General features: G+C 63.6%; 18 protein-coding genes and 1 pseudogene. 11 read left to right on the top strand and 8 right to left on the bottom strand.

Going from position 1 to position 23,935, the window contains the following annotated elements; all coding sequences use genetic code 11:
• Positions 1 to 28 precede the first annotated feature (28 nt).
• From AAA069_RS00975 to AAA069_RS00940, 8 genes are all read left to right on the top strand, one after another.
• Entirely contained in the window at positions 29 to 727 is a 699-nt protein-coding gene (locus tag AAA069_RS00975) for a hypothetical protein (RefSeq protein ID WP_349127320.1), read from the top strand.
• 2 nt (positions 728 to 729) lie between these two features.
• The gene (locus AAA069_RS00970; protein WP_233541041.1) at positions 730 to 1,731 is read left to right on the top strand and encodes a conjugal transfer protein TrbL; all 1,002 of its coding nucleotides are present in this window, start codon (positions 730 to 732) and stop codon (positions 1,729 to 1,731) included.
• 109 nt (positions 1,732 to 1,840) lie between these two features.
• On the top strand, positions 1,841 to 2,299 hold the full coding sequence (locus tag AAA069_RS00965) for a DNA gyrase (RefSeq protein WP_101677781.1): 459 nt from the start codon (positions 1,841 to 1,843) through the stop codon (positions 2,297 to 2,299).
• A gap of 12 nt (positions 2,300 to 2,311) precedes the next feature.
• A complete protein-coding gene (locus AAA069_RS00960; protein WP_349127319.1) occupies positions 2,312 to 5,041 on the top strand; it encodes a VaFE repeat-containing surface-anchored protein in 2,730 nt (909 codons plus the stop codon).
• 72 nt (positions 5,042 to 5,113) lie between these two features.
• Positions 5,114 to 5,845 (top strand): class B sortase, encoded by a 732-nt coding sequence (locus AAA069_RS00955; protein ID WP_349127318.1) that lies wholly within the window; start codon positions 5,114 to 5,116, stop codon positions 5,843 to 5,845.
• Between the two features lie 190 nt (positions 5,846 to 6,035).
• A complete protein-coding gene (locus AAA069_RS00950; RefSeq protein WP_349127317.1) occupies positions 6,036 to 6,329 on the top strand; it encodes a hypothetical protein in 294 nt (97 codons plus the stop codon).
• 269 nt (positions 6,330 to 6,598) lie between these two features.
• Positions 6,599 to 7,879: a hypothetical protein gene (locus tag AAA069_RS00945; RefSeq protein ID WP_349127316.1), complete on the top strand. Its 1,281-nt coding sequence runs from the start codon at positions 6,599 to 6,601 to the stop codon at positions 7,877 to 7,879.
• A 2-nt stretch (positions 7,880 to 7,881) separates the two neighbouring features.
• A complete protein-coding gene (locus tag AAA069_RS00940) occupies positions 7,882 to 9,333 on the top strand; it encodes a hypothetical protein (protein WP_349127315.1) in 1,452 nt (483 codons plus the stop codon).
• Positions 9,334 to 9,553: 220 nt separating this feature from the next.
• Here AAA069_RS00940 and AAA069_RS00935 read toward each other — a convergent pair whose 3' ends face one another.
• The 8 genes and pseudogenes from AAA069_RS00935 to tet(W) all read right to left on the bottom strand — a co-directional run bounded on the left by AAA069_RS00935 (position 9,554) and on the right by tet(W) (position 17,040).
• Positions 9,554 to 10,108: a hypothetical protein gene (locus tag AAA069_RS00935; protein WP_349127314.1), complete on the bottom strand. Its 555-nt coding sequence runs from the start codon at positions 10,106 to 10,108 to the stop codon at positions 9,554 to 9,556.
• Entirely contained in the window at positions 10,105 to 11,376 is a 1,272-nt protein-coding gene (locus AAA069_RS00930) for a relaxase/mobilization nuclease domain-containing protein (protein ID WP_349127313.1), read from the bottom strand. Before AAA069_RS00930 ends, AAA069_RS00935 begins: the two co-directional genes overlap by 4 nt.
• Positions 11,364 to 11,810 carry a CopG family transcriptional regulator gene (locus tag AAA069_RS00925; protein ID WP_015540324.1) on the bottom strand — a complete coding sequence of 149 codons (447 nt, stop codon included), beginning with the start codon at positions 11,808 to 11,810 and terminating at the stop codon, positions 11,364 to 11,366. Before AAA069_RS00925 ends, AAA069_RS00930 begins: the two co-directional genes overlap by 13 nt.
• A gap of 210 nt (positions 11,811 to 12,020) precedes the next feature.
• Entirely contained in the window at positions 12,021 to 12,977 is a 957-nt protein-coding gene (locus AAA069_RS00920; protein ID WP_101677773.1) for a ParB/RepB/Spo0J family partition protein, read from the bottom strand.
• Positions 12,964 to 13,728: a ParA family protein gene (locus AAA069_RS00915; RefSeq protein ID WP_075279298.1), complete on the bottom strand. Its 765-nt coding sequence runs from the start codon at positions 13,726 to 13,728 to the stop codon at positions 12,964 to 12,966. The genes AAA069_RS00920 and AAA069_RS00915 overlap by 14 nt, the downstream gene beginning before the upstream one ends.
• A gap of 204 nt (positions 13,729 to 13,932) precedes the next feature.
• The gene (locus AAA069_RS00910) at positions 13,933 to 14,304 is read right to left on the bottom strand and encodes a YraN family protein (protein ID WP_075279297.1); all 372 of its coding nucleotides are present in this window, start codon (positions 14,302 to 14,304) and stop codon (positions 13,933 to 13,935) included.
• Positions 14,305 to 14,920: 616 nt separating this feature from the next.
• Positions 14,921 to 15,112, bottom strand: a pseudogene (locus tag AAA069_RS00905) (DUF4368 domain-containing protein); the annotation flags it as partial.
• An 8-nt stretch (positions 15,113 to 15,120) separates the two neighbouring features.
• Positions 15,121 to 17,040: a tetracycline resistance ribosomal protection protein Tet(W) gene (gene tet(W) / locus AAA069_RS00900; protein ID WP_075843486.1), complete on the bottom strand. Its 1,920-nt coding sequence runs from the start codon at positions 17,038 to 17,040 to the stop codon at positions 15,121 to 15,123.
• 1,099 nt (positions 17,041 to 18,139) lie between these two features.
• Here tet(W) and AAA069_RS00895 point away from each other — a divergent pair.
• The 3 genes from AAA069_RS00895 to AAA069_RS00885 all read left to right on the top strand — a co-directional run bounded on the left by AAA069_RS00895 (position 18,140) and on the right by AAA069_RS00885 (position 23,867).
• On the top strand, positions 18,140 to 18,352 hold the full coding sequence (locus tag AAA069_RS00895; RefSeq protein WP_172596416.1) for a YlcI/YnfO family protein: 213 nt from the start codon (positions 18,140 to 18,142) through the stop codon (positions 18,350 to 18,352).
• A 1,112-nt stretch (positions 18,353 to 19,464) separates the two neighbouring features.
• Positions 19,465 to 20,481, top strand: coding sequence for an Eco57I restriction-modification methylase domain-containing protein (locus AAA069_RS00890; RefSeq protein ID WP_198666434.1), 1,017 nt, complete (start codon positions 19,465 to 19,467; stop codon positions 20,479 to 20,481).
• Between the two features lie 2 nt (positions 20,482 to 20,483).
• Entirely contained in the window at positions 20,484 to 23,867 is a 3,384-nt protein-coding gene (locus tag AAA069_RS00885) for a DEAD/DEAH box helicase family protein (RefSeq protein ID WP_349127312.1), read from the top strand.
• The last annotated feature ends 68 nt before the right edge of the window (positions 23,868 to 23,935 follow it).

The raw sequence follows: 23,935 nt of genomic DNA, 5'->3' as shown, positions 1-23,935 counted from the left end.
GAAACCAATGCAGGGAAAGTCAAGGGTCATGGCCGCCGTCGCGGCAGGCGCGCTCGTCGTGGCGCTCGGCGCGGGCGCGGCGCGCTGCGCCATCGCCCCGCAGGAAGGCGCGCAGGATAGCCCCCAGGGGCAGGCGCAGCCCGCGGCTGCAGGCGCCGACGCGGCGACCGGGAAGGCCGCCTCGGGCGCCGAGGCGCTCTGGAACACCGTGTGGACGGGAGCCGACGACCCGACCGCCACGCTGCGGATCGTCGAGGGCGCCATGGTGGAGAGCGCCGGCGGCACCGAGCGAGCCTGGTTCTTCTCGGCAGAGGAGCCAACCGAGGCCGACGGCGTGCTCAGCGTGCCCATCGACGTCAAGGGAACCGGCGACAAGGCGGGAGGCCTGTCCCTCATCCAGGTCTCGGGCGGCGGGGACGCCCGCACCCTGGCCTGCGACCTCCTGACGCAGGCCTACGCGCCCCAGAAGGCACGCGAGGGAACGTTCTCCGTGACCGGCACCGACGGCCGCCTCTCCGAGGCGCTTGGCGCAGACGTCGCCGCCATCGAGGAGGCCGTCGCCGGGAAGGCGGCGGAGGTGTCCCCGCAGGCGGCGGGTGCCTCCTGGGACAAAGAGGTGTGGCTCGACTACGCCGGGAACGTCGCGTCGACGACCTTCACGCTCGACGACCCCGCCTCGACGGTGGTCACCGTGGTCTCGCGCGGCGGCTCGCTGGAGGCGATGTAGCCATGGGGGCGCTCAAGGCGCGACGCCGAAGGGCGTTCGCCATCTCCGCCGCGACGGCGTTCGCCCTCTGCGCGCTCCTGCTCGTCCCCGCGCAGCCGGCATACGCCGACATAGCCGGGGACGTCAACGATTGGCTGTGCGGCCTTCTGCGCGACTGCTGCAACTGGATGTTCAAGGCGCAAACGGGCGTGCTCGGGTCGATCGGCGCGAACGGGATCCTCTCGGCCGACTTCGCGCACATGCTCACGAGCTCGAGCGACCTGACCATGCACGACGTCGCCCGGGGCGTATGGCAGGTTGCCATCCTGCCGATCGGGTGCGGGGTGCTCGGCCTGGTCTTCACCCTGAAGCTCATCGAGATCTCCCAGCGCATGGACGGCAGCCAGAGCCTTCCCGGCGTCAAGGAGGTCGTCTTCCTTCTCGTGTTCTTCGCCGTGTTCCTGTTCCTCATACAGAACAGCTTCGACCTGATGGCGTCGATCTACGAGGTCTGCGGGCTCGCCATCGACCGAGTCGAGGCGCTCTTCGGCGCCGGAGGCGCGCTCGACCTGCCCGAGGTGTCCGTCGTCACCACCGACGACGACATCCCGTCGCTCATCGCCATGCTCGTCGTGAGCCTCATCAGCTGGGTCGTGGTGCTGGCGGCCTACGTCGTCGCCCTCGTGGTCTGCTGGGCCCGCGCGCTCCAGCTCTACATCATGGCCGCGTTCGCCCCGATCCCGCTGGCGTTCCTCGGCATGGACGCCACGCGCCAGATAGGCCTTGGCTACCTGAAGAGCTTCGGGGCGGTCTGCATCGCCGGCGTCATCATCCTCGTGCTGCTCATATCGTTCCCGCTCGTGCTCGGCGGGCTCACCGGGGCGAACCCCGGGACGGGTACCCCGGCCGACGCGGTCGCGAACGGGCTCACCTACGCGCTGCAGTACCTGGCCATGTGCGTGCTGCTCATCCTGGCCCTCGTGAAAAGCGGCTCCTGGGCGCGCGACATCGTGAGCGGCTTCTAGCGGAAAAGCGAGGAAGGGGGCGGTCGCCATGAGATAGGGGCACCGCGCCGGGGCACGCGTCCCGGCGGATGAAGACAAGGACCGATTGAAAACGAAAAGGAGGAAAGACATGGAAGAGAGGAAGAACGTGTACCTCTCGCTGCACAAGAGCTTCGTGCGCGAGGGCATCGAGTACACCGACCGCGCGACCGGCGAGGCCAGGACCTTCAACTCGGCGACCCTTCCCAAGGGCACCGTCGTCGACGGCATGGACGTGGGAGGCTACGAGTTCAGCCCCATGTTCGTTAACGAGAGCCGCTTCAAGGGGGCCGACTTCCGAGACATACCGCTGCTCGCGAACCGCGAGGTGTGGCTGAGGAAGACGGTGATGGGCCCGGACGGCCAGCCCGAGCTCGACGAGGACGGACGCACGGTCAAGGACACCGTGAAGGTCATGCCGGCGCAGCTCAAGGAGGCCGTTGACGCAGGGCGCTCGCGCTACCTCGCGGAGCGCGCCGAGCACGCCCGCCAGGCGAGCCGCGCCGCCGAGCACGAGGCGCCCCGCGCACAGCGAAGCGTCGAGAGATAGGGAGGCGGAAAGATGAACGCAGCGAAAGACTGCACCCTGCAGGAAAAGCTCCTCCGATGCGCCATGGCGCTCATCCTGGCGGCGGGGGCTCTGCTCGCCTCTGTGGCGGCCTCGCCCGCCTACGCCGCGCCGAGCACGGTAGACGTGTCCATCGGCGGCAAGATCCCCTACGGCGGCTTCGCCACCACGTGGATGAGCGCCGACGGCAACATCGCCTACTGCGCCGAGCCCTCGTCCCCGACGCCCGCGCCGGGCTCCTACTCGACGAGCCCCGTGCCGAGCGGCGACGTGACAGCGGCGATCTGGTACTCGTTCGGCTCTCCCGGCTTCGACGCGTCGATGTTCCCGGGCAGCTGGTACGACGGCGGCGGCTGGGACGACGCCAAGTACGCGGCGGCGAGCCATGTGCTCATCGCCTACGCCTACTCTGGGTCCGAGTCGGCTGCCACGCACGGCACGAGCGCCGAGTTCGCCTCCTGGGCGAAATCCGAGCTGATCGGCGGGACCTTCGCCAAGATGAAGGCGGGCGCCGGCAAGGTATCCGCCGGGTTCGAGGCGTTCTGCGTCAGGACCGGCGGCGGCTCCCAGACGCTCGTGAGCTTCAGCTGGTCCACGGGCGGAGTCAAGGTCGCCAAAACGGACTCCGAGGCGGGCGCGGAGCCCCAGGGCGACGCCTCGCTCGACGGCGCGAGCTTCTCCGTCGTTAACGAGACCGGCCGCTACGTGCTGGTCGGCGGCAAGTACTACGCAGACGGTGAGGTATGCGCCACGATCAAGACCGCGCCCGAGGACGGGTCGCACGTCGCCGCGACCGGCGCCGACACCCTCCCCGCGGGCAATTACCGCATCGTCGAGTCCGGCGCGCCCGAGGGCTACGACGCCAGCGACGCCTCCGTCACGTTCACCGTGAAGGCCGACGAGGTGCGCGACCTCACGGGCGAGCCCGTGACCGACGAGGTCTTCCGCGGCGGCGTGCAGGTGACCAAGTCCGACAAGGAGCTGCAGGCGTCCGAGGCGCTCGCGGGCAGCGGCCACAAGGAGGCGCCTGGCGAGCACCCCGGCCTCGACGGGATCGAGTTCACCGTCACGAACCGCTCGGCGCACAAGGTCCTCGTTGACGGCGAATGGCGCGAGCCGGGCGAAGCCGTGGCCACGCTGACCACCGCATGGAACGACGAGGCCGGCGCCTACACCGCGCAGACCACGGCCAACGCACTGCCGTACGGGACCTACGACGTGCGGGAGACGGCGACGAACGGGAGCTACCTGCTGACCGACGGCGAGCCCCGCACCTTCGAGGTCCGCACCGGCGGCGAGATCGTGAGCGCCTCCGCGGACGGCGCCGCGCTCGAGTTCCGCGACCAGGTGGTGCGCAACGACCTCGAGCTCTCCAAGAAGAGCGAGTCCGACAACGCCGGCCTCATGGTCCCGTTCGCCATCGAGAACGCGGCCACCGGCGAGACTCACGTGCTGGTCACGGACCGCAACGGCGACGCGTCGACCGCGAGCAGCTGGAACAAGCACTCGAGGGACACCAACGCCAACGACGCCCTGCTCGGCCATGAGGGCCCGATCGGGGCCGCCGACATGGACCCGAAGGCCGGCATCTGGTTCTCGCTCGGCGAGGACGGCTCCTCGGCGCCGGTCGACGACTCGCTGGCGGCCCTGCCTTACGGCGCCTACACCATGACCGAGCTGCGCTGCGATGCCAACGAGGGCCTCGAGCTCATCACCAGGAGCTTCTGGATCGAGCGCGACTCGACGGTGGCCAAGGCCGTGTGGATGGGCCTCGACGACCAGGAGGGCCCGCGCATCTCCACCACGGCAAAGGACGGGGTGGACGGCGACAAGGACGTCTCGGCCGACGCCGAGGCCAAGGTCGTCGACGCCGTCGCCTACGAGGGCCTGAAGGCCGGCGAGGAGTACGAGCTCTCGGCCACCCTCGTCGACAAGGCGACCGGCGAGCCCGTGACCGACGCCTCGGGCATGCCCGTGGGGGCCAAGGCCGAGTTCGCCCCCGCGCTCTCGACGGGCAGCCGGGACGTCGAGATCTCCTTCGACGCGAGCCTGCTCGGCGGCCGCGACCTGGTCGTGTTCGAGAGCCTACGCAAGGACGGAGCCGAGGTGGCGTCGCACGCGGACCTCTCCGACGAGGGCCAGACAGTCCACGTCGCCGTCGAGGTGGGCACGCAGGCGGCCGACGCCGCCGACGGCGACCAGGTCATCGAGGCCGGCAAGGCCAAGGTCATCGACACGGTGGCCTACAAGGGCCTCGTCCCCGGCGAGACCTACATCGCCGTGGGCACGCTCATGGACAAGGGCACCGGAGAGCCGTTCCTCGACAAGGACGGCAACGAGGTGACCGCGCGCACGCCCTTCGAGCCCGAGGCGCCCTCCGGCACCGTCGAGGTGACCTTCGAGTTCGACACCGAGGGCCTGGCCGAGGGAGACGAGCTCGTCGTCTTCGAGAAGGTCCTGGACTCCGCCGGCAACGTCGTTGCGACCCACGAGGACATCGACTCCGCCGAGCAGAGCGTCGTCGTGGACAACCCCGACACGCCCGAGGTCCCCGAGGAGCCCTACGCCAAGACCGGGGCCGACGCCCCCGACGGCACCGGCTACGCCGTGGCCGCGGGCATCGCTCTGGCAGCGGCCGCGGGCGCGGGCGGAGCGCTCGCGTACCGCAAGCGCAAGACAGCCGGCGCAAGCAAGGACGAGGCGGCCGAAGAGCCGGAAGAGTAGCGGCGCCGCATCGATACCGAACCGGAGGCCCTGGGCGCTCGCCCGGGGCCTCCCCTGCGAACGGGGGAGGACATGAACAAAGGGAAAGCCGCCACGGCGCTCGCCGTCGCCGTGGCGTTGCTGGCGCTGGCGGCGCTCGCCGTCCTGCCGCAGCCCGAGAGGAACCCGTACGAGGTACACGAGGTGCCCGCTGCGGAAGAGGACGCGGCGATGGGGACGCAAAAGGCGCGAGGCGGAATCGACTGGGACGCCCTTCCCGCCTCCGTCGTCGCATGGGTGCGCGTGCCGGGCACGACCGTCGACTACCCGATCGCGCAGGGCCGGCCGGAATCGCCCGACTTCTACCTCACGCACGACGCCGGCGGCGAAAGATCCGCATGGGGAGCTCCCTACATCGACGCAGACTGCGCGCAGGGCGCCGAGAGCCCGCTCGTCATCGTCTACGGGCACCACATGTCCGACGGCACCATGTTCGCGCCGCTCGCGCAGTACTCGTCGCGCGGTTTCGCCGAGGGGCACCGCACCATCCGGGTCTACACCCGCGAGAAGGAGATCGAGCTCGAGGTCTTCGCGGCCGACGTGGTCGACGCGAGCTCGGAGGGCAAGCGGACCGACTTCGCCGACACGGCGGCTCTCAACTCCTATCTTGGGGACAAATTGTCCCGATGCGAAGTCGTCCTGGAAGAGCCTTCGGACGTCGCGCAGGCCTGGGCCTTCGTGACGTGCAGCTACCAGACGAGCAACTCGCGCACCGTCGTCTACGCGAAGGAGGTGGAAGGATGGGATTCGCGCCCTTCGGAATAGGGCTCCTCATGGGGCTCCTCACGCTCACGGCCTACGCCTGCTGCGCAGCCGGCGACGACGACCGGGACTAGCCTTCGAAAATCGGAATCGCAACCAAGCAGAACGATCAAGCCCCTCGCTCCGATGGTCGGACGAGGGGCTTGCGCATGGTGGGGTAATCTAAGGTCATGGACAGAAAGGGAGGTTGGACATGGCGATCATCGACTGGGAAGCGGCACGCCGCCGAGACGGATACGGACCCGAACCCGTCGACGCCATCCCGGAATGCGACCGGAACGGCTCCTCACCGAAGGCCCTGGCGGCTTGGGACGCCATAAGCGACGAGGAAAAGCGAATCCTGCTCAACAACGCCTGGTGCCGCGACTGCCACGACGCCAACGCATCGTTCGCTCCCGGCTACACGCTGCGCGCCGACAAGTTCGGAATCGTGATCGAGGGCAATTGCGCGAAATGCGGCTGCGCCGTCGCCCGGTGTAGCTACTAGGTGCCATCCGAGCTCAGGGGGCAAGCGGGACGACTTCGCCGACGCGGTGGAGCTCAACGCCTACCACGGGGACAAATTGTCCCAGACGAGCAACTCCTGCGCCGTCGTCTTTGCAACATACTCAGCTGACAACTGAATCTAGTGTCCATAATGCTGTACACCGACGACGCTTTTCGCGCAGATAATGACCGATGGTTAAATCACTGATAGAGACTAAATCCATCGGTGGGATAATGGCCTTTGATTGCAAATGGAGAAAGGCAGGGACGATGGGCTTCTTCGATAAAGGCTTCGACCCAATAAAAGAGGCGCAGAAGGCTGCGGTCGCTGCAGGAAAAGGTATCGCTAGCGCTGCCGAACAGGCATCGAATGCCGCTCAAAGCGCCGCCGATCAGGCGGGACAGGCCATCGGGGACATTGCAGGCAAGGCAAAAGGTGCCGTTCAGAGCATTGGAGATGCGATCAAGGACGGTCCAGAGCCGAAGAGCTTCAAATACAACACTGAGTTTGTCGATGAGCAAGACGATGACGCATCAACCCAATCTCGAAGTCCAGCTCCCGAACATATGGCGAAAATGCTCGGCGGTGTGGCTGAAGGAGTCGCAAATGCCGCGAGCGCTGCGGCTGCCGGTGCTCAAGGCGCTGTCGCCGTCGTCGCAGGCAAAGCGGGAGAAATCGCCGATGGGATCAAGCAAGGCGTCGAGAATGCAAGGGCGAAAGAACCGGATGAGTACGAGCTCGCCGTCATCGAATACAACCAAGCCTATACAGATTTGGAGTCGGGAGGGATCGAGCTCTACCAGTCCAGACTGAGGAGCATCGACCTGCTGGACCTCGTTACCGACCTGGTGAACTCGATCGCGAACACGCCGAAGTCGTTCGTGGAGGATATCGAGGAGGTGTCCCACAAGAAGCGAAGCTTCAAGGAGTCGGAGTCCTTCGCCCGCGAAGAGCTGGACTCGGCGCGGAAATCGGCGGCCAGCGCCGGCGCCGGCGTCGCAGCGGGCATGGCCGTTGCCAGCATAGCCCCATCCGCCGCCATGTGGGTTGCCACAACTTTCGGCACCGCCTCCACGGGCGCCGCGATCTCCACGCTGTCGGGCGCTGCTGCGACGAACGCGGCGATGGCCTGGCTCGGCGGAGGCGCATTGGCCGCCGGAGGAGGCGGGATGGCCGCCGGCAGCGCTTTCCTGGCAATGGCCGGCCCCATCGGATGGGGCGTCGCAGGCGCCACGTTGCTGACCTCCATCGCGCTTTTCGTGAAAAAACAGCACAAGATCGCTGAGGAAAAGCACGAGGAGCTCTTGTCGGTAAAGAGAAACACCGAGGCTCTTAGGGAGACGTCCGCAGCAATCGTGGCGCTCAGGACAAAGACCGATGCCCTTCGCGAAGAGCTGTCCGGGTCCTTCATGTCCTCATGCCGCCTGCATGGCGCCGACTACCTTTCCATCTCCGACGGCGAGAAACTGGCCCTGGGCTCCTTGGTAAACAACGCGAAGTCCCTGGGCAGCCTCATCGTCGAGAGGGTGGCCACCCGGGACGGTGAATAGCCATGAATACAGAGAAAGTAGTCAAGAGCACTCAGGAGCAGGCCGTCGCCGCATGGATCGGCTTGATCAACCAGATGAGAATCGACGACCTCATCGAGAATCTCAACCGCCAAGATCAGAACCTCGATTCCGCAATGGAGTCCATGAACTGGGCGCTCGGGAAGATCGAGGACCTCGTCGTTGCGAACAGGGGCGGCAACAAGGGCGTCCACGGGTTCATCGCCGAGGTGGCCGAATGCGGGCTGGAGAACGCGCAGAGCCTCGTCCATGGCGATAAACCGGTAATGGAATGGGTTAATGACAACGGCCCCGCCGACCTTTTGCGCAACGGCGTCGAGATACAGGTCAAGTTCGTGAACGCCGGCGGCAAGTTCTCCCTGGATGCTGTGGCTGCCCATTTGCAGAAGTACCCCGATTTCCTCGACAAAGACGGCATCTACCAGATCCCGAAGGACCATCTCGACGCGGTGCGCTCCCTGTACGAGATGCCAAAGGAGGAAGCGGCCAAGCTGGCGTCCTCGACCGGCGGCCCGTCCTACTCAACCTGGAAGAGCATCCATGAGTTCTTCGACTCAAGCGGGTTCAGCATCGATGACCTTGAAGCCTCCAAATTCGAGTACTCGGAGGTCCAGAAGAACGCTATCGCCGACAAGATGGCCGAGGAGAAGAGCAGGCTCGCAGACGAGAGCGAGCGAATAAAGAAGGACATCTACGAGGAGCACAAGCCCACGCCCCAAGAGGGCGCGAAGGCCGCGGCGGCTGGCGCCGTTCTGGAAGCGGGAACGGCATTCGCCATTTCAATGAAGCGCCATCTCGGGAACGGAAAGCGCATCGGCGACTTGACCCAGGACGATTGGGAGGAAATCGCAAAAGATTCCGGCATGGGACTCGTCAAGGGCGGGGTTCGCGGTGGAGCTGTTTATTGGCTGAACAACTACACGGCCACGCCCTCATCTGTCGCAAGCGCGCTGGTCACTGCGTCATTCGGCGTCGCAGAATGCGCTTACAGGTTCCGCAGCGGCGAGCTTACGGAGATCGAGTTTATAGAAAGCTCAGAAATCGCGTGTCTCGATGCGTCCGTGAGCGCGTTCTCGAGCTTCGTGGGCCAGGTCATCATTCCGGTTCCGGTTCTGGGCGCCCTCGTCGGCAACGCCGTAGGCACGACCGTGTACGAATTGGGAAAGGATTTCTATGACAAACGAGAGGCGGAGCTGCTCGCGCACTATGCCCAGGAATTGAAGACCCTCGATACTGAGCTCGATGGCGAATACGCCGCATGCATCAGCGGCCTTCGTGAGAATATGAGCGCATACATCAGCCTTCTCGAGAAGGCTTTCTCCCCGAATGTCGCAATGGCTTTTTCCGGCTCCGTTGAGTTGGCGGCAAGCCTTAACGTCCCGGACGGCGAAATCCTGCACACGCGCGAGGAAGTCGATGATTTCTTCCTGAATTAGAATCAGTCAGGTTAAAGAAACAACGGCCGAGCGATACTCGATCGCTCGGCCGTTTGCCGTCTAGAACGGATGAATCTCCTGCACTACCATCATGCTCATAACAGCGAATGCTTGCCTAGGCAGGCAAACGGTCATCGTCTTCTACATCACCCACTTGAACACGGCGCGGAACAGCCAGACGAAAAAGCCCAGCGTGACCTTAAGCGCCGCCATGAGGAACCTACCAAGCCTCTTCATCGACGTCACCCCAATCTTCCTTGACCTTGCGGGCGCCCTCGTCGGCGCCCTCTTCCTTCTCTTCCGCGAGCAGCCTCGCCAGCTCGTCGGGCACGCCCGGGACCTCCGCCCTCCCCAGAGCGCGCTGCAGGTCCCTTATCTGCGACTTCAGCGGTTTTGAGGGAGGGCCTACGTGCTCACGGTAGCAGGCGCCGATCGCGGCCGCGTCGCACAGGAAGCCCCGCACCCGTGCGAACGCCTCGTCGCCGTCGAGCAGGACGCGGCGGGCGCGCCCGAGCTCGGCCTCCGAGGCCAGCATGAAGCGCCAGCCACGGGACCTGCGCGCCGCCGGGACGCCATCCGCGGGCGCGTCGGCGCGCCAGTCGTCGCGCACCTGGTGCCAGTTCGCCGTGAGCCAGAGCCCCTTCTCGGGCTCCTCCCGCATCTCGAGCTCGAACTCCGTGAGCATGTTCGCGCCGGAGAACGGCGACCCTTCCGTGAACGAGAGCGTGTCGAACAGCGTCGTCCTGCCGCCCTCGTACTCTATCCTCACCATCATCTCCGGCCCCTCTCCCTGTGCTGGTTCTGCTGGGCCCGCTGCCGCTCGGCGGCGAGGATTCGCCGCTGCTCGTCCTCGCGGCGCCCGTCGCGAGAGTTTCCTTCGGCCGCGCCGCGCCCGCGATCGTCCCCGTAGCGGGTCTTGAGCGGCATGAGCCCGTTCTCCGCCATGTAGGCGCGCGCGGCCTCGAGGCGACGGTACCCCTCGCCGCCCGCCTGGCCGCGCCGCTCCAACGTCGCCATCCTGAGCCCGAACTCTTCGATGGACTCGACGTCGAACTTCGCGCACGTCTCGAGCGCCGAGGAGAGCCTGCTCAGCTCCGAGAGGTCGTTGAGCTCGAGGGCCCGCTCGGCGGCCTCGCGGATCCGCGCGGCGCTCGCGTCCGTGGGGCGGTAGGCGCCCTCGCGCTCGAAGCGCCGGCGCAGCATCTCCTTGCCGTAGACGAACCCCAGGCGCTCGCCGGCTACCTTCTTGGACGGCTCCCCGGCAAGGCTGAACACCCAGTCGTCCCGCCGCGCCTTGGCCGAGTTGTCGGCGACGTGCACGCCCAGGGCGTCGAGGACGCCGAGGAACTCCGCCTCGTCGCGCGCCGTGGTCTTGGCGAGCGCGACGCGGGCGCGGATGTCGCCGACCCACGAGTAGCCGCCCGAGCGCATGATCTCCTTCTCGGCCCGTCCCAGGTAGACGCTCCTGCGGCTCCTGGGTCCGCCCGCACCTGCCCGCCCGCGCGCCTTCGAGGGGGATTCGGGCGCCCGGTCGTTGGAGAGACCCGACAGCCCGCGCTCGCGCGCCATGTCCTGCAGGTCTCGGTTGAGGTCCTCGGGGTGCTGGGTCTGCATGCGGTAGCCGGTGCGGAAGTTGGCGTTGTTCACGACGATGTGCGCGTGCGGTATGCCGCGGGCGTTATCGTCGTGGTAGACGATGGCGATCTCGTGGTCGCCGAAGTGCTTGAGCGCCCACGAGCACGCGAGCTCGCGCAGCGCAGCCAGGTCGATGTCGTCGTCGGGGTCCGGCGAGAGCACGAAGTGCTTGAACGTGCGCGCGGGCTTACCCCTCCAGGGTGCGTCCGTGCCGAACGCGGCGCGCGTGGCATCCATCTCGGCATCCCAGGCGCAGGCCTCCTTGGCGTCTTCCCCCAGTGCGCCGGCGTCGCGCTCGTCGTAGCTCAGGTTGAACAGGTCGCGCGCCAGGGCGCGACCTCCCTTCTCGAGGTAGCGGCGAATGCCGCCCGTCGAGCCGTGGCCGCTTATCGGCTTCAGGATCGGCATGGCGAGCCCTCCACGAGCGAGTCGGCGCCGATGCGACCGAGCTCCGCCGCCATCTCTCGGGCCGCGGCGTTCACGTCGGCGAGCTCGCGCTCGATCGTCGGGATGCTATCCGCGACGAGGTCGCGGTCGACGTGCCCGTGGCGGGCGTGGAAGTTGATGAGGTTCATCGCGTGCACGGCCTGGTTGTAGTGGTAGCCCCACTTCGTGAGCTCTCGCGACATCGCCCACAGGGCCCTGCGGTCCACGAGTATGCGGTGCTCGTCTCCCGCGTTGGCCTCCGTCGACAGCGGTATGCGAACGAGGTAGCGCAGGTACTCCGACTTGCTGAGGCCGGCGCGCTCGCACCGCTCGCAGAGCGCGTCGTAGTCGCCTCCCTCCATGCGGAACGTGACGCGGCGCTCCTTGCCTTTGGCGGCGCCGGCTTCCTCTTCCATGGCGGATTCCTTTCCTCGGGCCCGCCGTACGGCGGGCGCGTCTCTCTAGGGGCGCGGGGGATCCCCCGCAGGCGGCGGCCCGGCTCGGGCGCCGCCTCTGGGACCGGGCCTCGCGAAAGCGGGCTCCCCAACGGCCCGCGGCATGACGGGTCCGAGGCCGCCCGGTCCCCAAGTGCTATGGACGCCCGACGCGATGTCGGACGCCATAGGCTACTTGCTGGATTTCGAATGCGAGGCCCTTCTTCGGACCTTCCGGGCTCCTGCGCCCGCCTCCGCGTAGGGCGCGGTCATGAGCGCCATCTCCCGCAGCAGCGAGAGGTCGGCAGCGCTCGGGCTCTCGGGCGGGCTCTCGAGGAAGTCGGCCACGAGCCTCGCGGCCTTCGCGATGCGCCCGTCGGGGCCGGCCTGCGTTTTGCTCTCGCTCCTCACGTAGTCGGAGAGCTCCCGCTTGGTGCGCCGCCAGGGCTCCATCGCGGCGTGCATCTCCGCCTGGCGCTCCTTCGGCATGCCCGCGAGCGAGCGCACCGCCTCGGCGCTGAGGTTGCCTCGGTCGGCCTCGGCGGCCCACTCGGGCGAGAGGTCCTCGGCGATCCTGCGGGCAAGCCTCTCCTCGCGCGCGATGGTCTTGCCGGAGACCTTGCGGCCCGTCTGCCGCTCGATGATGGCGGCCTTCACGTCGTCGACGCGCATGCCGGAAAGCGACGGGTCCTCGGAGCGCAGGCGCACGGCGTCGCCCCTGAGCGCCTCGGTCGCGGCGGCGCGCTCGGTCACGGTGAGCGCGCGGGTGAAGTAGTTCGCGGCGTGGAGCAGCGTCACCGCCCGCTCGTCGTCGATGCCCTCTATCACGCGGCAGGGCATCCTCTCGTAGGCGGGGTCGTCCTTGGCGAGCAGCGCGTAGGCGGCCTTGCGGCGGTGCCCGGAGACCATCTGCCACGAGCCGTCTCCGACCTTGCGCACCAGCGGCAGGTCGGTGAGGCCGTCCTGGCGTATCGACTCGGCGAGCTCGGCTATGCCGGCCGGGTCCATGGAGTACGCGGCGTTCGCCGGGTGGTCGGCGATGTCGGCCACCGCGATCTCGGACACCGGGTAGCGCCCGCGGGTGCGGGACGCGCCGTCGAGGAGCCCCGTGATGGTGAATCCCGCGGCCACCTGGCTAGGCGAGCTCACGGTACACCTCGTCGGCGAGGGCCTCGTAGTCGCGCGCGGGGCGGCTCCCCGGCTCGAAGGCGGCCACCGGCTTCCACTGCCAGCTGCCCTCGCAGACCTTGCTGCTCGCGTGTATGACCGTCTCGAACTGCTCGTCTGGGAAGAACCCGTCGAGCACGGCCGCGCCCGTGGTCTCGGCGTTGGTCATGCGGCCGGGCACGCAGGTGCGCAGTATCTTCCATCTGGGCGTGGGCATGCGCAGGGCGTCCGCGATTGAGCGCGTCGCCTCCACGGTGAGCGCCGTGCCGCGCATCACGGTGGAGTCGAGCTTCACGGGGATGACGACCATGCCGCCCTCCGCGGCGGCGAGGTAGGCGTTGAAGGCGAGCCTGCGCATCACGGGGCTGCAGTCGATGAGGCAGACGTCGTAGGAGCCCGAGGCGTCGTCGAGCGCGAACTTGAGGCGCTGCTCGCGCAGGAGCATCTCGTTCTGGTCGACGAGGTCGATGGTCGAGGCCACCACGTCGAGGTTCTCCCCGGCGGCGTAGGCGATCTCCTCCACGGGCGCGCCGCCGTAGAGCAGCTCGACCGATGTGCGCCGCTCGGAGGCGGCCCGGTCGTAGAGGCCGAAGAAGTCGGTGGCCGACGCCTGCGGGTCGAGGTCGACGAGCAGGGTCCGAAGGCCCCGGGCGGCGAAGATGGCCGCCAGGTTCACGGCGGTCGTCGTCTTGCCGACGCCGCCCTTGTAGTTGGAAATGGCTATCGTGCGCATGGGTCGCGTCCTCTCTAGCGTGGGGCGCGCCTCGCCGCATCCGGTCCGGCGCGCCCCGAGTCTCGGAGCGTCGGGACAAAATCGTACGGATTTGTCCGACAAGCGGAGTGTACCACGAAAACGTACGGATATGTACGCTTTCGTGGTACAGGGGCCGAGTTTCGGGGAAACCCGGCCCCGGGAGCCCGGGGCCGGGCGCGCCGCCTAGGAGAGCGGCTCCATCTCGCCGAAGCAGTTGACGTGGTGGCGCAGGAGCGCGCGGTTCTCCTTGACGACCATCATCGCCACCTCGTCGAAGCGGACCGGGGTGTCGGCGTAGTCGTCGCCGTTGCCGGCGAGCCACGTCGCCGCCAGCGCCTCGCGCAGCCCGCGCGCCCTGTGGGCCTCGGGGAAGCCGTCCGTCCCGATCCGGGCCGTGGCGTCGACGAACACCAGGGTCCCGTCCTCGTCCACCGCCACGAGGTCGATCCCGCCGATACCCTCGGGCCCCTGCCAGGCCTCGTCGACGATCTCGTAGCCCTTGCGCTCGAGGAAGGCCTTGACCGCGCCCATCGCCTTTTCCTTCATGTCGTTCATGTCTTGCTCCTTAGACTCTGAGGCCCGCCCCTGTGGCGTGCCTTGCGTCGCGTGAGTCGCATGCAGCGCGGGCGTGCCGGCAAGGGAGGAAGCGAAGTCGGACGTGGTTGTAGAAATCTCCCGACGTCAGTTTTTCGCGTTGTTCGCGCGCGCAGCGCATGGGGCGAAGAACCCGAAAAAGTGTCGCGGCCCTTGCGGGCCGCCTGCCGGCGTGCGACCCTGCGCGTCCAAGGAGCGCCGGGGCGGGTTTCGGGTCGGAGGGGCGGAGGCGTGCGGCATGGAACCGGCCATGGGCGCCGAGACCCTCCGGGCATGGGATGCGGCCCGTCGGCGGTTGCCGGGGCGCTCGCGAGGGTTACGTCGGGACGTCGCGTGGAGGACGGAGGCGCGTTTCCGAGTCGCGGCGCCGCTACCCTAATCGGGACGGCCTCTCCCGTGCCGCTTGCGGCCGATGTGCGCACGAGATCGCTGGCGGTGAGGCTTTTCGTTGCGCGGAACGGCTACGGTGCTGCGCGACACGTCCGTTTGCTTATGTGTGATAAAGAAGCAATAGAAGTGCAAAAAATTTTGCCGTTCCTATCCGACACTTGGCCATTGTGTCGGATAGGTCGGGCGGTTATTCGGGCAAGTCAATCTTGCCGACAAAGCTGTAATAAATCTCAATGTCCTGCCTGCGGGTGCCGTTCTCATCATAGCTGCACTCATGCACCACAATTTTCTCGATCATTTCCCGCAAGAGAGTGGGGGTCAGTTCTTCAAAGGCAAGGTGCTTGCGGACAATGCCCATAAATTTCTCGGCGTTGACGGTAGGTATCTTTACATTACCTTCTGAAACATATGGCGCACCTTGTCCAGGCGGCTGTTTGGACGGCGGGGCTGGATGACTGGCTTGCCGACAGCGGCCTGATACCCTTTCAGTTCTGTAAGGCATACGCTCTGCCCGTTGGTGTAAAAGGCCAGATCAGTACGGTATGCCTGTATACAGCGGGCGGGAATCTCGCCAGTAAAGACAACTTCATCCTTTTTTACCTGGACCGTTTCGATGGTGGCACAGTATTTCGGTGCATCATGATAAGCCCTGGAAAGATATTCCCGGGGCGCATAGAGGGTGAAGGAGAGATAAGGTTCCAGCAGTTGCGTCCCTGATTCCTTCAATGCCTGTTCCAATACAATCGGGGCCAATGAGCGGAAGTCCGCCGGCGTGCTGACCGGACTGTAATAAAGCCCGTATTCAAAGCAAATCTTACAGTCCGTTACGTTCCAGCCGAACAAGCCCTGCTCCAGCCCGTAACGGATACCATCCCTGACAGCGTTTTGAAAACTCTGGTTCAAGTATCCCAGCGAAACCCGGCTCTCGTATTGTACACCGGAGCCAAGCGGGAGTGGTGTAACAGACAGTCCGATGGATGCCCAAAACGGGTTGGGCGGCACCTCGATATGGATGGTGTGGCTGGCTGCTTTGAGCGGCCGCTCCATATAAATGACGGTGGGTTCCTTTACCACTGTTTCAAGCTTGTATTTTTCCGACAGCAAAGCGGAAACAACCTCCAACTGCACCCGGCCCAAAAAAGAAAGAATGATCTCATGGGTGATGGAATCCACCTCGCAGCGCAAAAGCGGGTCAGTATCCGCAAGTTGCGTAAGAGCGTCCAGCAGCCGTTCTCTTTGCGCTGCCGTTTTCGGCGCAATCGACGTCCGCAGCATGGGGAGGGGGTCCTCACGCCACCTTTTACGAGGGAGCCGGGTTGGGTCCCCTAATACATCGTTTAACCTCACGCTGTCGCTGGGAAGGATAACAATTTCACCCGGATAAGCGGTGTCTGTCCGAACAATTTCCCCTTTGGATGGAATACGCATCTCTGTGATTTTCAGCTTTTCTCTCCCGGCCAGAGCCACCGTATCCCGCAGGCGCAGCGTTCCGCTGTATAGCCGCAAATAGATGAGCCGCTGGCCACAATCTGTATACTCCACCTTGAAAACGCTGCCGCATAGGGCGTCGCTCCCCTGTTCCCCAATCGGTTGGAACAGCCCTGTCACCGCATCCATCAACGGTTGAATGCCAAGGCCCTTTTTGGCGCTGCCATGATAGACCGGGAACAGGGAGGCGTCTTGAACCCGCCGCTGTTCCTCCTGCGCAAGTTCTTCCCGGCTGATTGGTTCTCCTGCGATATACTTTTCCAATAATTCATCGTTATTTTCGATGACCGCATCCCATGCTTCTATGTCGGTATTTTCCTCCAGGACTATTTCCGGGGACAGCGACACCGTCTGCTTGATGATAATATCGGCGGAGAGCTTATCCCGAACAGACTGATACACGCCCTGCAAATCAACGCCAGCCTGGTCGATCTTATTGATAAAGATAACGGTGGGAATGTCCATTTTCCGCAGGGCATGGAACAGAATACGGGTCTGGGCCTGCACACCATCTTTAGCGGAGATCACCAAGATGGCCCCATCTAAAACAGCCAAAGAGCGGTACACCTCCGCCAAAAAATCCATGTGGCCGGGCGTATCCACAATGTTGACTTTACATCTGTGCCACTGGAAGGAAGTGACTGCCGCTTGAATGGTAATCCCACGCTGCCGCTCCAAAAGCATGGTGTCCGTCCTCGTTGTCCCTTTTTCGACGCTCCCCGGTTCTGAAATGGCTCCGCTGGCATATAGCAGGCTCTCCGTCAAGGTTGTCTTTCCAGCGTCTACATGGGCAAGAATCCCGATATTGATAATGTTCATGTCTATCCTCCATACAAGGCCCAAATGGGCGCAAAAATCCCCAGCGGCTAATACTTTTACCGCTGGGGATCATGACTTCGGACAAACAGAAGTATGACGGCTTACATGAGCCGCTGTCCGTCACGATATTTACTAAAAAGGCAAAAGTATTCTTAAATTGGGTACAAAAACTAAGCCCCTGCAAGGGGCAATCATTTTTGCGCCCATTATCAAATTTTATTTAAGAATACCTTGCCGCATATTTTTTACTCCTTTTCTGGATTAAATCATTGTATCACATCAGTTTTAGGAAAGCAAGTACCTAAAAGAAATTTTTCTTCCCCTTATATGTAACAATCATACCGGCTTCCTAGCGTTCAGAATGTTTTCTGCTGTCTGCTGTGGTGTTTGGTTGGAATTGTCCAACCAAAAGCCGATCCGTGGTGTTGTCTGCATTTTACTAAATACAAATTCAATGTATACAGAAAGATATAAGGAGTGGGAGGGATTCCGCCGTAGTTGGCATTGTAGGAAAATCCAAAAGTTTAGATTTTCCCACAATGCTTATCTTTTGGTCTTTGGTTCGGAATAGTGTAGTGCTGGCGGTCTATCTCTTGTTTTCGGTTGCTTGCTTCCTTACCGTACATGAGCATTGAGAGAAGGAGACAAGCAGATGTTGGGTTACGAAGAAAAGATATAGCGCCTCGAACTGCTCGACGCGGTGGCAGATGCCGGGAGGCTGGCGAGGGGCCTGGACCAGCTGCTCGAGTCCCTGGCTCACGCCGACCAGCTGGACCCGCTCGACGTCGAGGGGGTCCTGGCCCTGAGGTCTATAAGCGAGAGGTGTGCCGAGCGCATCGGCGACGCGGCGCGCATCCTGGAGGCTCAGAACGAGGTCCTCTATGCGGAGGAGCGGGCCAAAGTCAAACCGCGCGATAACTGAGGAACGAAACCCGGTCCGGAAACTGTTCCTTGATTCCGGCCGGATGATCTTCTCCGCCGCCCGGTGTCGCATTGTGTCCGAGCGGCTGATGTCCCCCTATTCCCAGTGCCGCGGCGTACCGCTGCGTTATAATTCAGAAAACGCATTTGTATTGCATTTCGAGGGATAGAGGCGCGAATGTCTAACGGCTATAAGGAGCTCATCAAGGGTAACCCCGGCGAGACCGAGATCAGGAGCTTCCTGGTAAACGGCGACCAGGTATCTGTGACCCTGCGCATCCCCGACACCCTGCGCGACGCGGCGAAGGAGGAGGCTGCCCTTCGCGGCATGAGCTTCTCCGCCTTTGTGCGCACTTGCATGATCGAAGAGCTCGCGAAGAAGGGACAATAGCCCGTGACGGAGCCAATGCACGACATCTCGGTCGAAGGCTTCATAGAGTCCTTCGACCGCCGATACCCGACTTTCATTCTCAAGACGTTGCTGTGCGACCGCACTACGGGGCGCAACATCATATGGGCCGACAACGAATACGAGGCCCTAGGCGACGGCTACATGGGCGATGACGAGATGACCGTCGAGAAGATCACGGGCATGAACTCCGGCGTCATCAAGCCGCGCATCGCCAAAGAGCAGGAGAAGCAATCCCAGCGCACCAAGAGCCGCGCCGAGGTGTTCACCCCGTCATGGCTGTGCAATCAGATGAACAACGACTTGGACGAGGCTTGGTTCGGCCGGCGCGATGTCTTCAACACCGAGATCGTTGCGGATGATGGCGCCAATACATGGACGCCGACTAGTGATCCAATCGAATTTCCAAAGTCAAAGGGACACGACTGGCGCGCATACGTGGAGGCTACGCGGCTCGAGATCACGTGTGGCGAGGCGCCGTTTGTGTGCTCGCGCTACGACACCGTGACGGGAGACGAGCTACCCGTAAGCGAGCGCGTAGGCTTCCTTGACCGCAAGCTTCGCGTTGTGACCGAGAAGACCAAGACTCGCAAGGAATGGGTGCGCCGGGCCCTCGACGCGCTGCGCGCGACGTACGGCTTCGAGTACCAGGGCGACAACCTGCTTATTGCTCGCGTCAATGTGCTCGAGACGTTCGTCGAGCATCTCCGCAATCGCTGGGGGTCGGGCCCCCAACAGGACGAGCTCGAGCAGGCGGCATGGATCGTTTCCTGGAACTTCTGGCAGATGAACGGCTTCACAGACGCCGTGCCCACCAACAAGATGGGCGCCGAGGTGGAGTCGACCCTGGGGACGTTCGAGGAGCCCGAGCCGGAGCCGATGCAACCGTCGCTTTTCGACCTGTTCGATGACGTATTCCCCGACGAGACAACCGAAGAGACCAAAGAAGAGGAGCCAAGGGAAACGGTTCCCCTCTGCGTGATATACGACTGGCAGAACGGCGAGCCCTTCGAGTTCGCCGCATTGAAAGGTGAGGCAGCAATTATGGGAAAGAAGTTCTATGCGGTAATCGGTAATCCCCATATCAGCTTTCAGTGGCGGAACAAGATTCTGGCAATAAGACCTATGCACCGCCCATCTATCACGAGTTTATGGACTCGGCGTTCAAGGTTTCCGACAAGGTGGAGCTTGTCACTCCCGCTAGATTCCTATTTGACGCCGGCTCAACCCCAAAGGCCTGGAACAGGAAGATGCTTAACGACCCCCATTTCAAAGTGATGAGCTATAAAGCGGATGCGTCCAGCGCCTTTCCGAATACCGACATCAAGGGCGGTGTTGCCGTTACCTATCGAGATGCTGATCGGGATTTCGGTGCGATAGAAGTGTTCACACATTTCGATGAGCTTCGTACCATCAAAGAGAAGGTTGTAAAACATGGCATCCAACCCCTCGGCGATATCATCTTCGCGGCCGATAGCTACCACTTCACTGAAGCCATGCACGAAGACCATCCCGAGATTCGTTATGTTGACGACGACCATGGTCTGTTGAGCAAGAACCACGACTATGACCTTAAGACAAACGTTCTCGACAACCTTAACAATGTAGTTTTCTTTGACGAGATGCCTGGCGACGGAGATAGTTGCATCAGAATCTTTGGCAGAGGTCGCGCCGGAAGAGCTTACAAGTTCATTTCCGCCAGATATATCGCTCCGCATCCGAACCTCGACAAATGGAAAGTACTTGTTCCTGCCGCCAACGGATCGGGCGCGCTTGGAGAAGTGCTTTCTACGCCCTTAATAGGGCGGCCCTTAATAGGGCATACGCAGTCCTTCATAAGCATTGGCAGTTTCAATTCCGAAGCGGAAGCTACGGCTCTCCTCAAATACATAAAATCGAAGTTCGCTCGGACCATGCTCGGAATTCTGAAGATTACGCAGCACAATCCCGCACCAAAATGGAAGTATGTCCCCCTACAGGACTTTACTTCTGACTCCGACATCGATTGGTCGCAGTCTGTTGCTGACATCGACCGTCAGCTCTATGCGAAGTACGGCCTCGACGACGAGGAGATTCAGTTCATCGAATCCCATGTGAAGGAGATGGACTAGCAATGGCGAGCATCGACATCTCCCAGATCATCGAGACCACCGCTCCCGCGGTGCCGCAGATCTATGCCTACACCACGCCCGAGATCGTCCGCCACAACGGCTGGACCAAGATCGGCTACACCGAGCAGGACGTGCGCGAGCGAATCAAACAGCAAACGCACACCGCCGACGTGCAGTGGCATCTGGAGTGGAGCGGCAACGCCACGTGGGAGCACCGTGCGGGCACGTTCCATGACACCGACTTCCACGCCTACCTCGAGAAGCAGGGCGTCGAGCGCGAACCCAAGAAGGAATGGTTCAAGATTAGCGGCGAGGAGTCTCACCAGCAGTTCTACCGGTTCCGCGACACCGACGGCGTGCTGGACGCACCCGGCGCTGCCTCCTACACCCTGCGCGCCGAGCAGCAGCGCGCAGTGGAGCAGACGGGAGCCTTCGCCCGCGCCCATTGGGACGAGGGCGGCGCGCACGGCGGCGAGTTCCTGTGGAACGCCAAGCCGCGCTTCGGCAAGACGCTCACCGCATACGACCTGTGCCGCAGTATCGGCGCGCAGAAGGTGCTCATCGTCACCAACCGCCCTGCCATCGCCAACTCCTGGTACGACGACTACGTGAAGTTCGTGGGCTTGGAGGGCGGCTACCGCTTCATCAGCGGCGTGGACGCTCTGACCGGCAAGCCCTACTGCCTCAGCCGCGAGGAGTACCTGCGCGCCATCCGCAACGACCCGGAAGGCCCCAAGGGGTTCATCGAGTTCGTGAGCCTTCAGGACCTCAAGGGCTCCATCCGCTTCGGCGGCGTGTACCAGAAGCTCGACGAGGTGGCCGACCTCACCTGGGACGTGCTCATCATCGACGAGGCACACGAGGGCGTGGACACCTTCAAGACCGACGTGGCATTCGACCACATCAAGCGCCGCTTCACGCTGCACCTCTCTGGCACGCCCTTCAAGGCCATCGCAAACGAGAAGTTCGCCGACGACGCCATCTACAACTGGACCTATGCCGACGAGCAGCAGGCCAAGCGTGACTGGCCTGCCGACTCTGAGCAGCCGAACCCCTACGCCAACCTCCCCAAGCTCAACCTGCTCACCTACCAGATGAGCGACATCGTCGAGCAGGAGGCCCGCGGCGGCATGGAGATTGATGGCGAGCAGACCGAGTTCGCCTTCGACCTCAACGAGTTCTTCTCGACCAAGCACAACGGCGGCTTCGTGCACGACGCCGACGTGGATAAGTTCCTCGACGCGCTCACCACGCAGGAGAAGTTCCCGTTCTCGACACCCGGGCTGCGCGACGAGCTGCGTCACACGTTCTGGATGCTCAACCGCGTCGACTCCGCCCGCGCCCTCGCCAAGAAGCTGCAGGCGCACCCCGTCTTCAAGGATTACGAGGTGGTACTCGCTGCTGGCGACGGCAAGATCGACGCCGATGACGAGAACGAGAAATCGCTCGACAAGGTACGCCGCGCGATCAAGGACCACGACAGGACCATCACCCTTTCGGTCGGCCAGCTGACCACGGGCGTGACCGTGCCGGAGTGGACCGCCGTGCTCATGCTCTCGAACATGGCGAGCCCCGCACTGTACATGCAGGCGGCCTTCCGCAGCCAGAACCCGTGCCTGTTCGACCTGGGCGGCGGCAACTACGCGCGCAAGGAGAACGCCTACGTCTTCGACTTCGACCCGGCGCGCACGCTTACTATCTTTGAGCAGTTCGCCAACGACCTGTACGGCGAGACCGCGCGCGGCGGCGGCGATGTCGAAACGCGCGAGCGCCATATCCGTCAGTTGCTGAACTTCTTCCCCGTCTACGGCGAGGACGAAGAGGGGCAGATGGTCGAGCTCGACGCCGAGCAGGTGCTCAGCGTGCCGAGGCGCATCCATGCCCGCGAGGTGGTCAGGCGCGGCTTTATGAGCAACTTCCTGTTCCAGAACATCGCGAGCGTCTTCCGCGCGCCGGCAGAGGTCGTGGAGATCATCCAGCGCTTCGATCCCTACGAGCAGGGCAAGGCACAGAACGCCGAGAAGAACAAGGTCGAGATCGATGAGGGCACGGCCGACGAGCTCTCCATCAACGACGAGGGCGAGGTGGAGATTCCCGACGAGCAGGTCGCAGGCAAGGCTGCGGACATCTTCGGGCCGAAGGTCTACGGCGACATCGCCGTCGAATTCTCAGGCCACATGGACGACATCGCGAAAGCCCACGAGGCCGATGACGACGATCGGGTGATGCTCGACAACCTCAAGGAGGCCTTCAAGCAGAGCGTGACCGCGCCTCTGGTACAGGCCGCCAAGGAGAGCTACGGCAGCGAGCTCAAGCCGCGCCAGCAGCAGCAGATCGAGCGCAAGGTCCAGGCGGACGCCGACATCCAACTCAACCGCCAGGTCGGCGACTACCAGATTCAGGCGCGCCGCATCGAGCAGTCGCGCAAGGACGAGCTCAAGGCGGCGACAAGCGAGACCGAGCGCGCCGAGGTGAACAAGCGCCATGACGAGCAGAAAGCGGAGGCGTTCCAGACGCTCGCCCAGAAGCTCGAGGACTCCCGCGAGGAGCTCGTGCAACGCGCCGGCGAGACCGTGGTGCGCGAGGTGGAGACGGCGAAGAAAGAGGACGAGAAGCAGGGCATCGAGGACAAGGTGCGCGCTCATCTGCGCGGCTTCTCGCGTACCATCCCGTCGTTCCTCATGGCCTACGGCGAAGAGGGCACGACGCTCGCGAACTTCGACACCGTGATCCCCGCTGACGTCTTCCAGGACGTCACGAGCATCACCGTTGATGAGTTCCGCTTTTTGCGTGATGGCGGCGACTACACCGATGGCGAGACCGGCGAGGTAAAGCGCTTCGTTGGGCACCTCTTCGACGAGGTCGTATTCAACGACTCCGTGAGCGAGTTCATCAAGCTGCGCGAACGCCTGGCCAATTACTTCGACGAGTCCCAGACAGAGGACATCTTCGACTACGTGCCGCCCCAGAAGACCAATCAGATCTTCACGCCGCGCAACGTCGTGGTTCAGATGGTGGACCTCTTCGAGAAGGAGAACCCGGGCTGCTTCGATGACCCGAGCCACACCTTCGCCGACCTGTATATGAAGTCTGGCCTCTACATCACCGAGATCATCAAGCGCCTGTACCGAAGCGAGGGCATGAAGGCCGCCTTCCCGGACGACCGCGAGCGTTTGGACCACATCCTGGAGCATCAGGTGTTCGGCATCGCGCCCACCAAGATTATCTACGAGATTGCCACCCACTTCATCCTGGGTTTCCACGACGAGGTCGGCCAAGGATGTGACTCTAACTTCGAGCTCGCGGACGCCGCGGAGCTCGCCAAGGAGGGCACGCTGGAGGCATACGTCGAGCGCGTCTTCGGGCCCAAGCTGGGCGAGGCGTAGCGCGTGGCGGAAGTAGTCGACAGCAAACAGGATGGGCGTGCAGAGGCTGCGCGAGCGGCGGTGAGTGC

Source organism: Collinsella sp. CLA-SR-H006 (assembly GCF_040097075.1).
GTDB lineage: Bacteria > Actinomycetota > Coriobacteriia > Coriobacteriales > Coriobacteriaceae > Collinsella.
This window is presented reverse-complemented; position numbering and strand designations above follow the sequence as displayed.

Bases quoted from the DNA above. Each gene is read 5' to 3' on its own strand.
- AAA069_RS00975 (WP_349127320.1), top strand. From the start codon at position 29: ATGGCCGCCGTCGCGGCAGGCGCGCTCGTCGTGGCGCTCGGCGCGGGC.
- AAA069_RS00970 (WP_233541041.1), top strand. From the start codon at position 730: ATGGGGGCGCTCAAGGCGCGACGCCGAAGGGCGTTCGCCATCTCCGCC.
- AAA069_RS00965 (WP_101677781.1), top strand. From the start codon at position 1,841: ATGGAAGAGAGGAAGAACGTGTACCTCTCGCTGCACAAGAGCTTCGTG.
- AAA069_RS00960 (WP_349127319.1), top strand. From the start codon at position 2,312: ATGAACGCAGCGAAAGACTGCACCCTGCAGGAAAAGCTCCTCCGATGC.
- AAA069_RS00955 (WP_349127318.1), top strand. From the start codon at position 5,114: ATGAACAAAGGGAAAGCCGCCACGGCGCTCGCCGTCGCCGTGGCGTTG.
- AAA069_RS00950 (WP_349127317.1), top strand. From the start codon at position 6,036: ATGGCGATCATCGACTGGGAAGCGGCACGCCGCCGAGACGGATACGGA.
- AAA069_RS00945 (WP_349127316.1), top strand. From the start codon at position 6,599: ATGGGCTTCTTCGATAAAGGCTTCGACCCAATAAAAGAGGCGCAGAAG.
- AAA069_RS00940 (WP_349127315.1), top strand. From the start codon at position 7,882: ATGAATACAGAGAAAGTAGTCAAGAGCACTCAGGAGCAGGCCGTCGCC.
- AAA069_RS00935 (WP_349127314.1), bottom strand. From the start codon at position 10,108: ATGATGGTGAGGATAGAGTACGAGGGCGGCAGGACGACGCTGTTCGAC.
- AAA069_RS00930 (WP_349127313.1), bottom strand. From the start codon at position 11,376: ATGCCGATCCTGAAGCCGATAAGCGGCCACGGCTCGACGGGCGGCATT.
- AAA069_RS00925 (WP_015540324.1), bottom strand. From the start codon at position 11,810: ATGGAAGAGGAAGCCGGCGCCGCCAAAGGCAAGGAGCGCCGCGTCACG.
- AAA069_RS00915 (WP_075279298.1), bottom strand. From the start codon at position 13,728: ATGCGCACGATAGCCATTTCCAACTACAAGGGCGGCGTCGGCAAGACG.
- AAA069_RS00910 (WP_075279297.1), bottom strand. From the start codon at position 14,304: ATGAACGACATGAAGGAAAAGGCGATGGGCGCGGTCAAGGCCTTCCTC.
- AAA069_RS00895 (WP_172596416.1), top strand. From the start codon at position 18,140: ATGTCTAACGGCTATAAGGAGCTCATCAAGGGTAACCCCGGCGAGACC.
- AAA069_RS00885 (WP_349127312.1), top strand. From the start codon at position 20,484: ATGGCGAGCATCGACATCTCCCAGATCATCGAGACCACCGCTCCCGCG.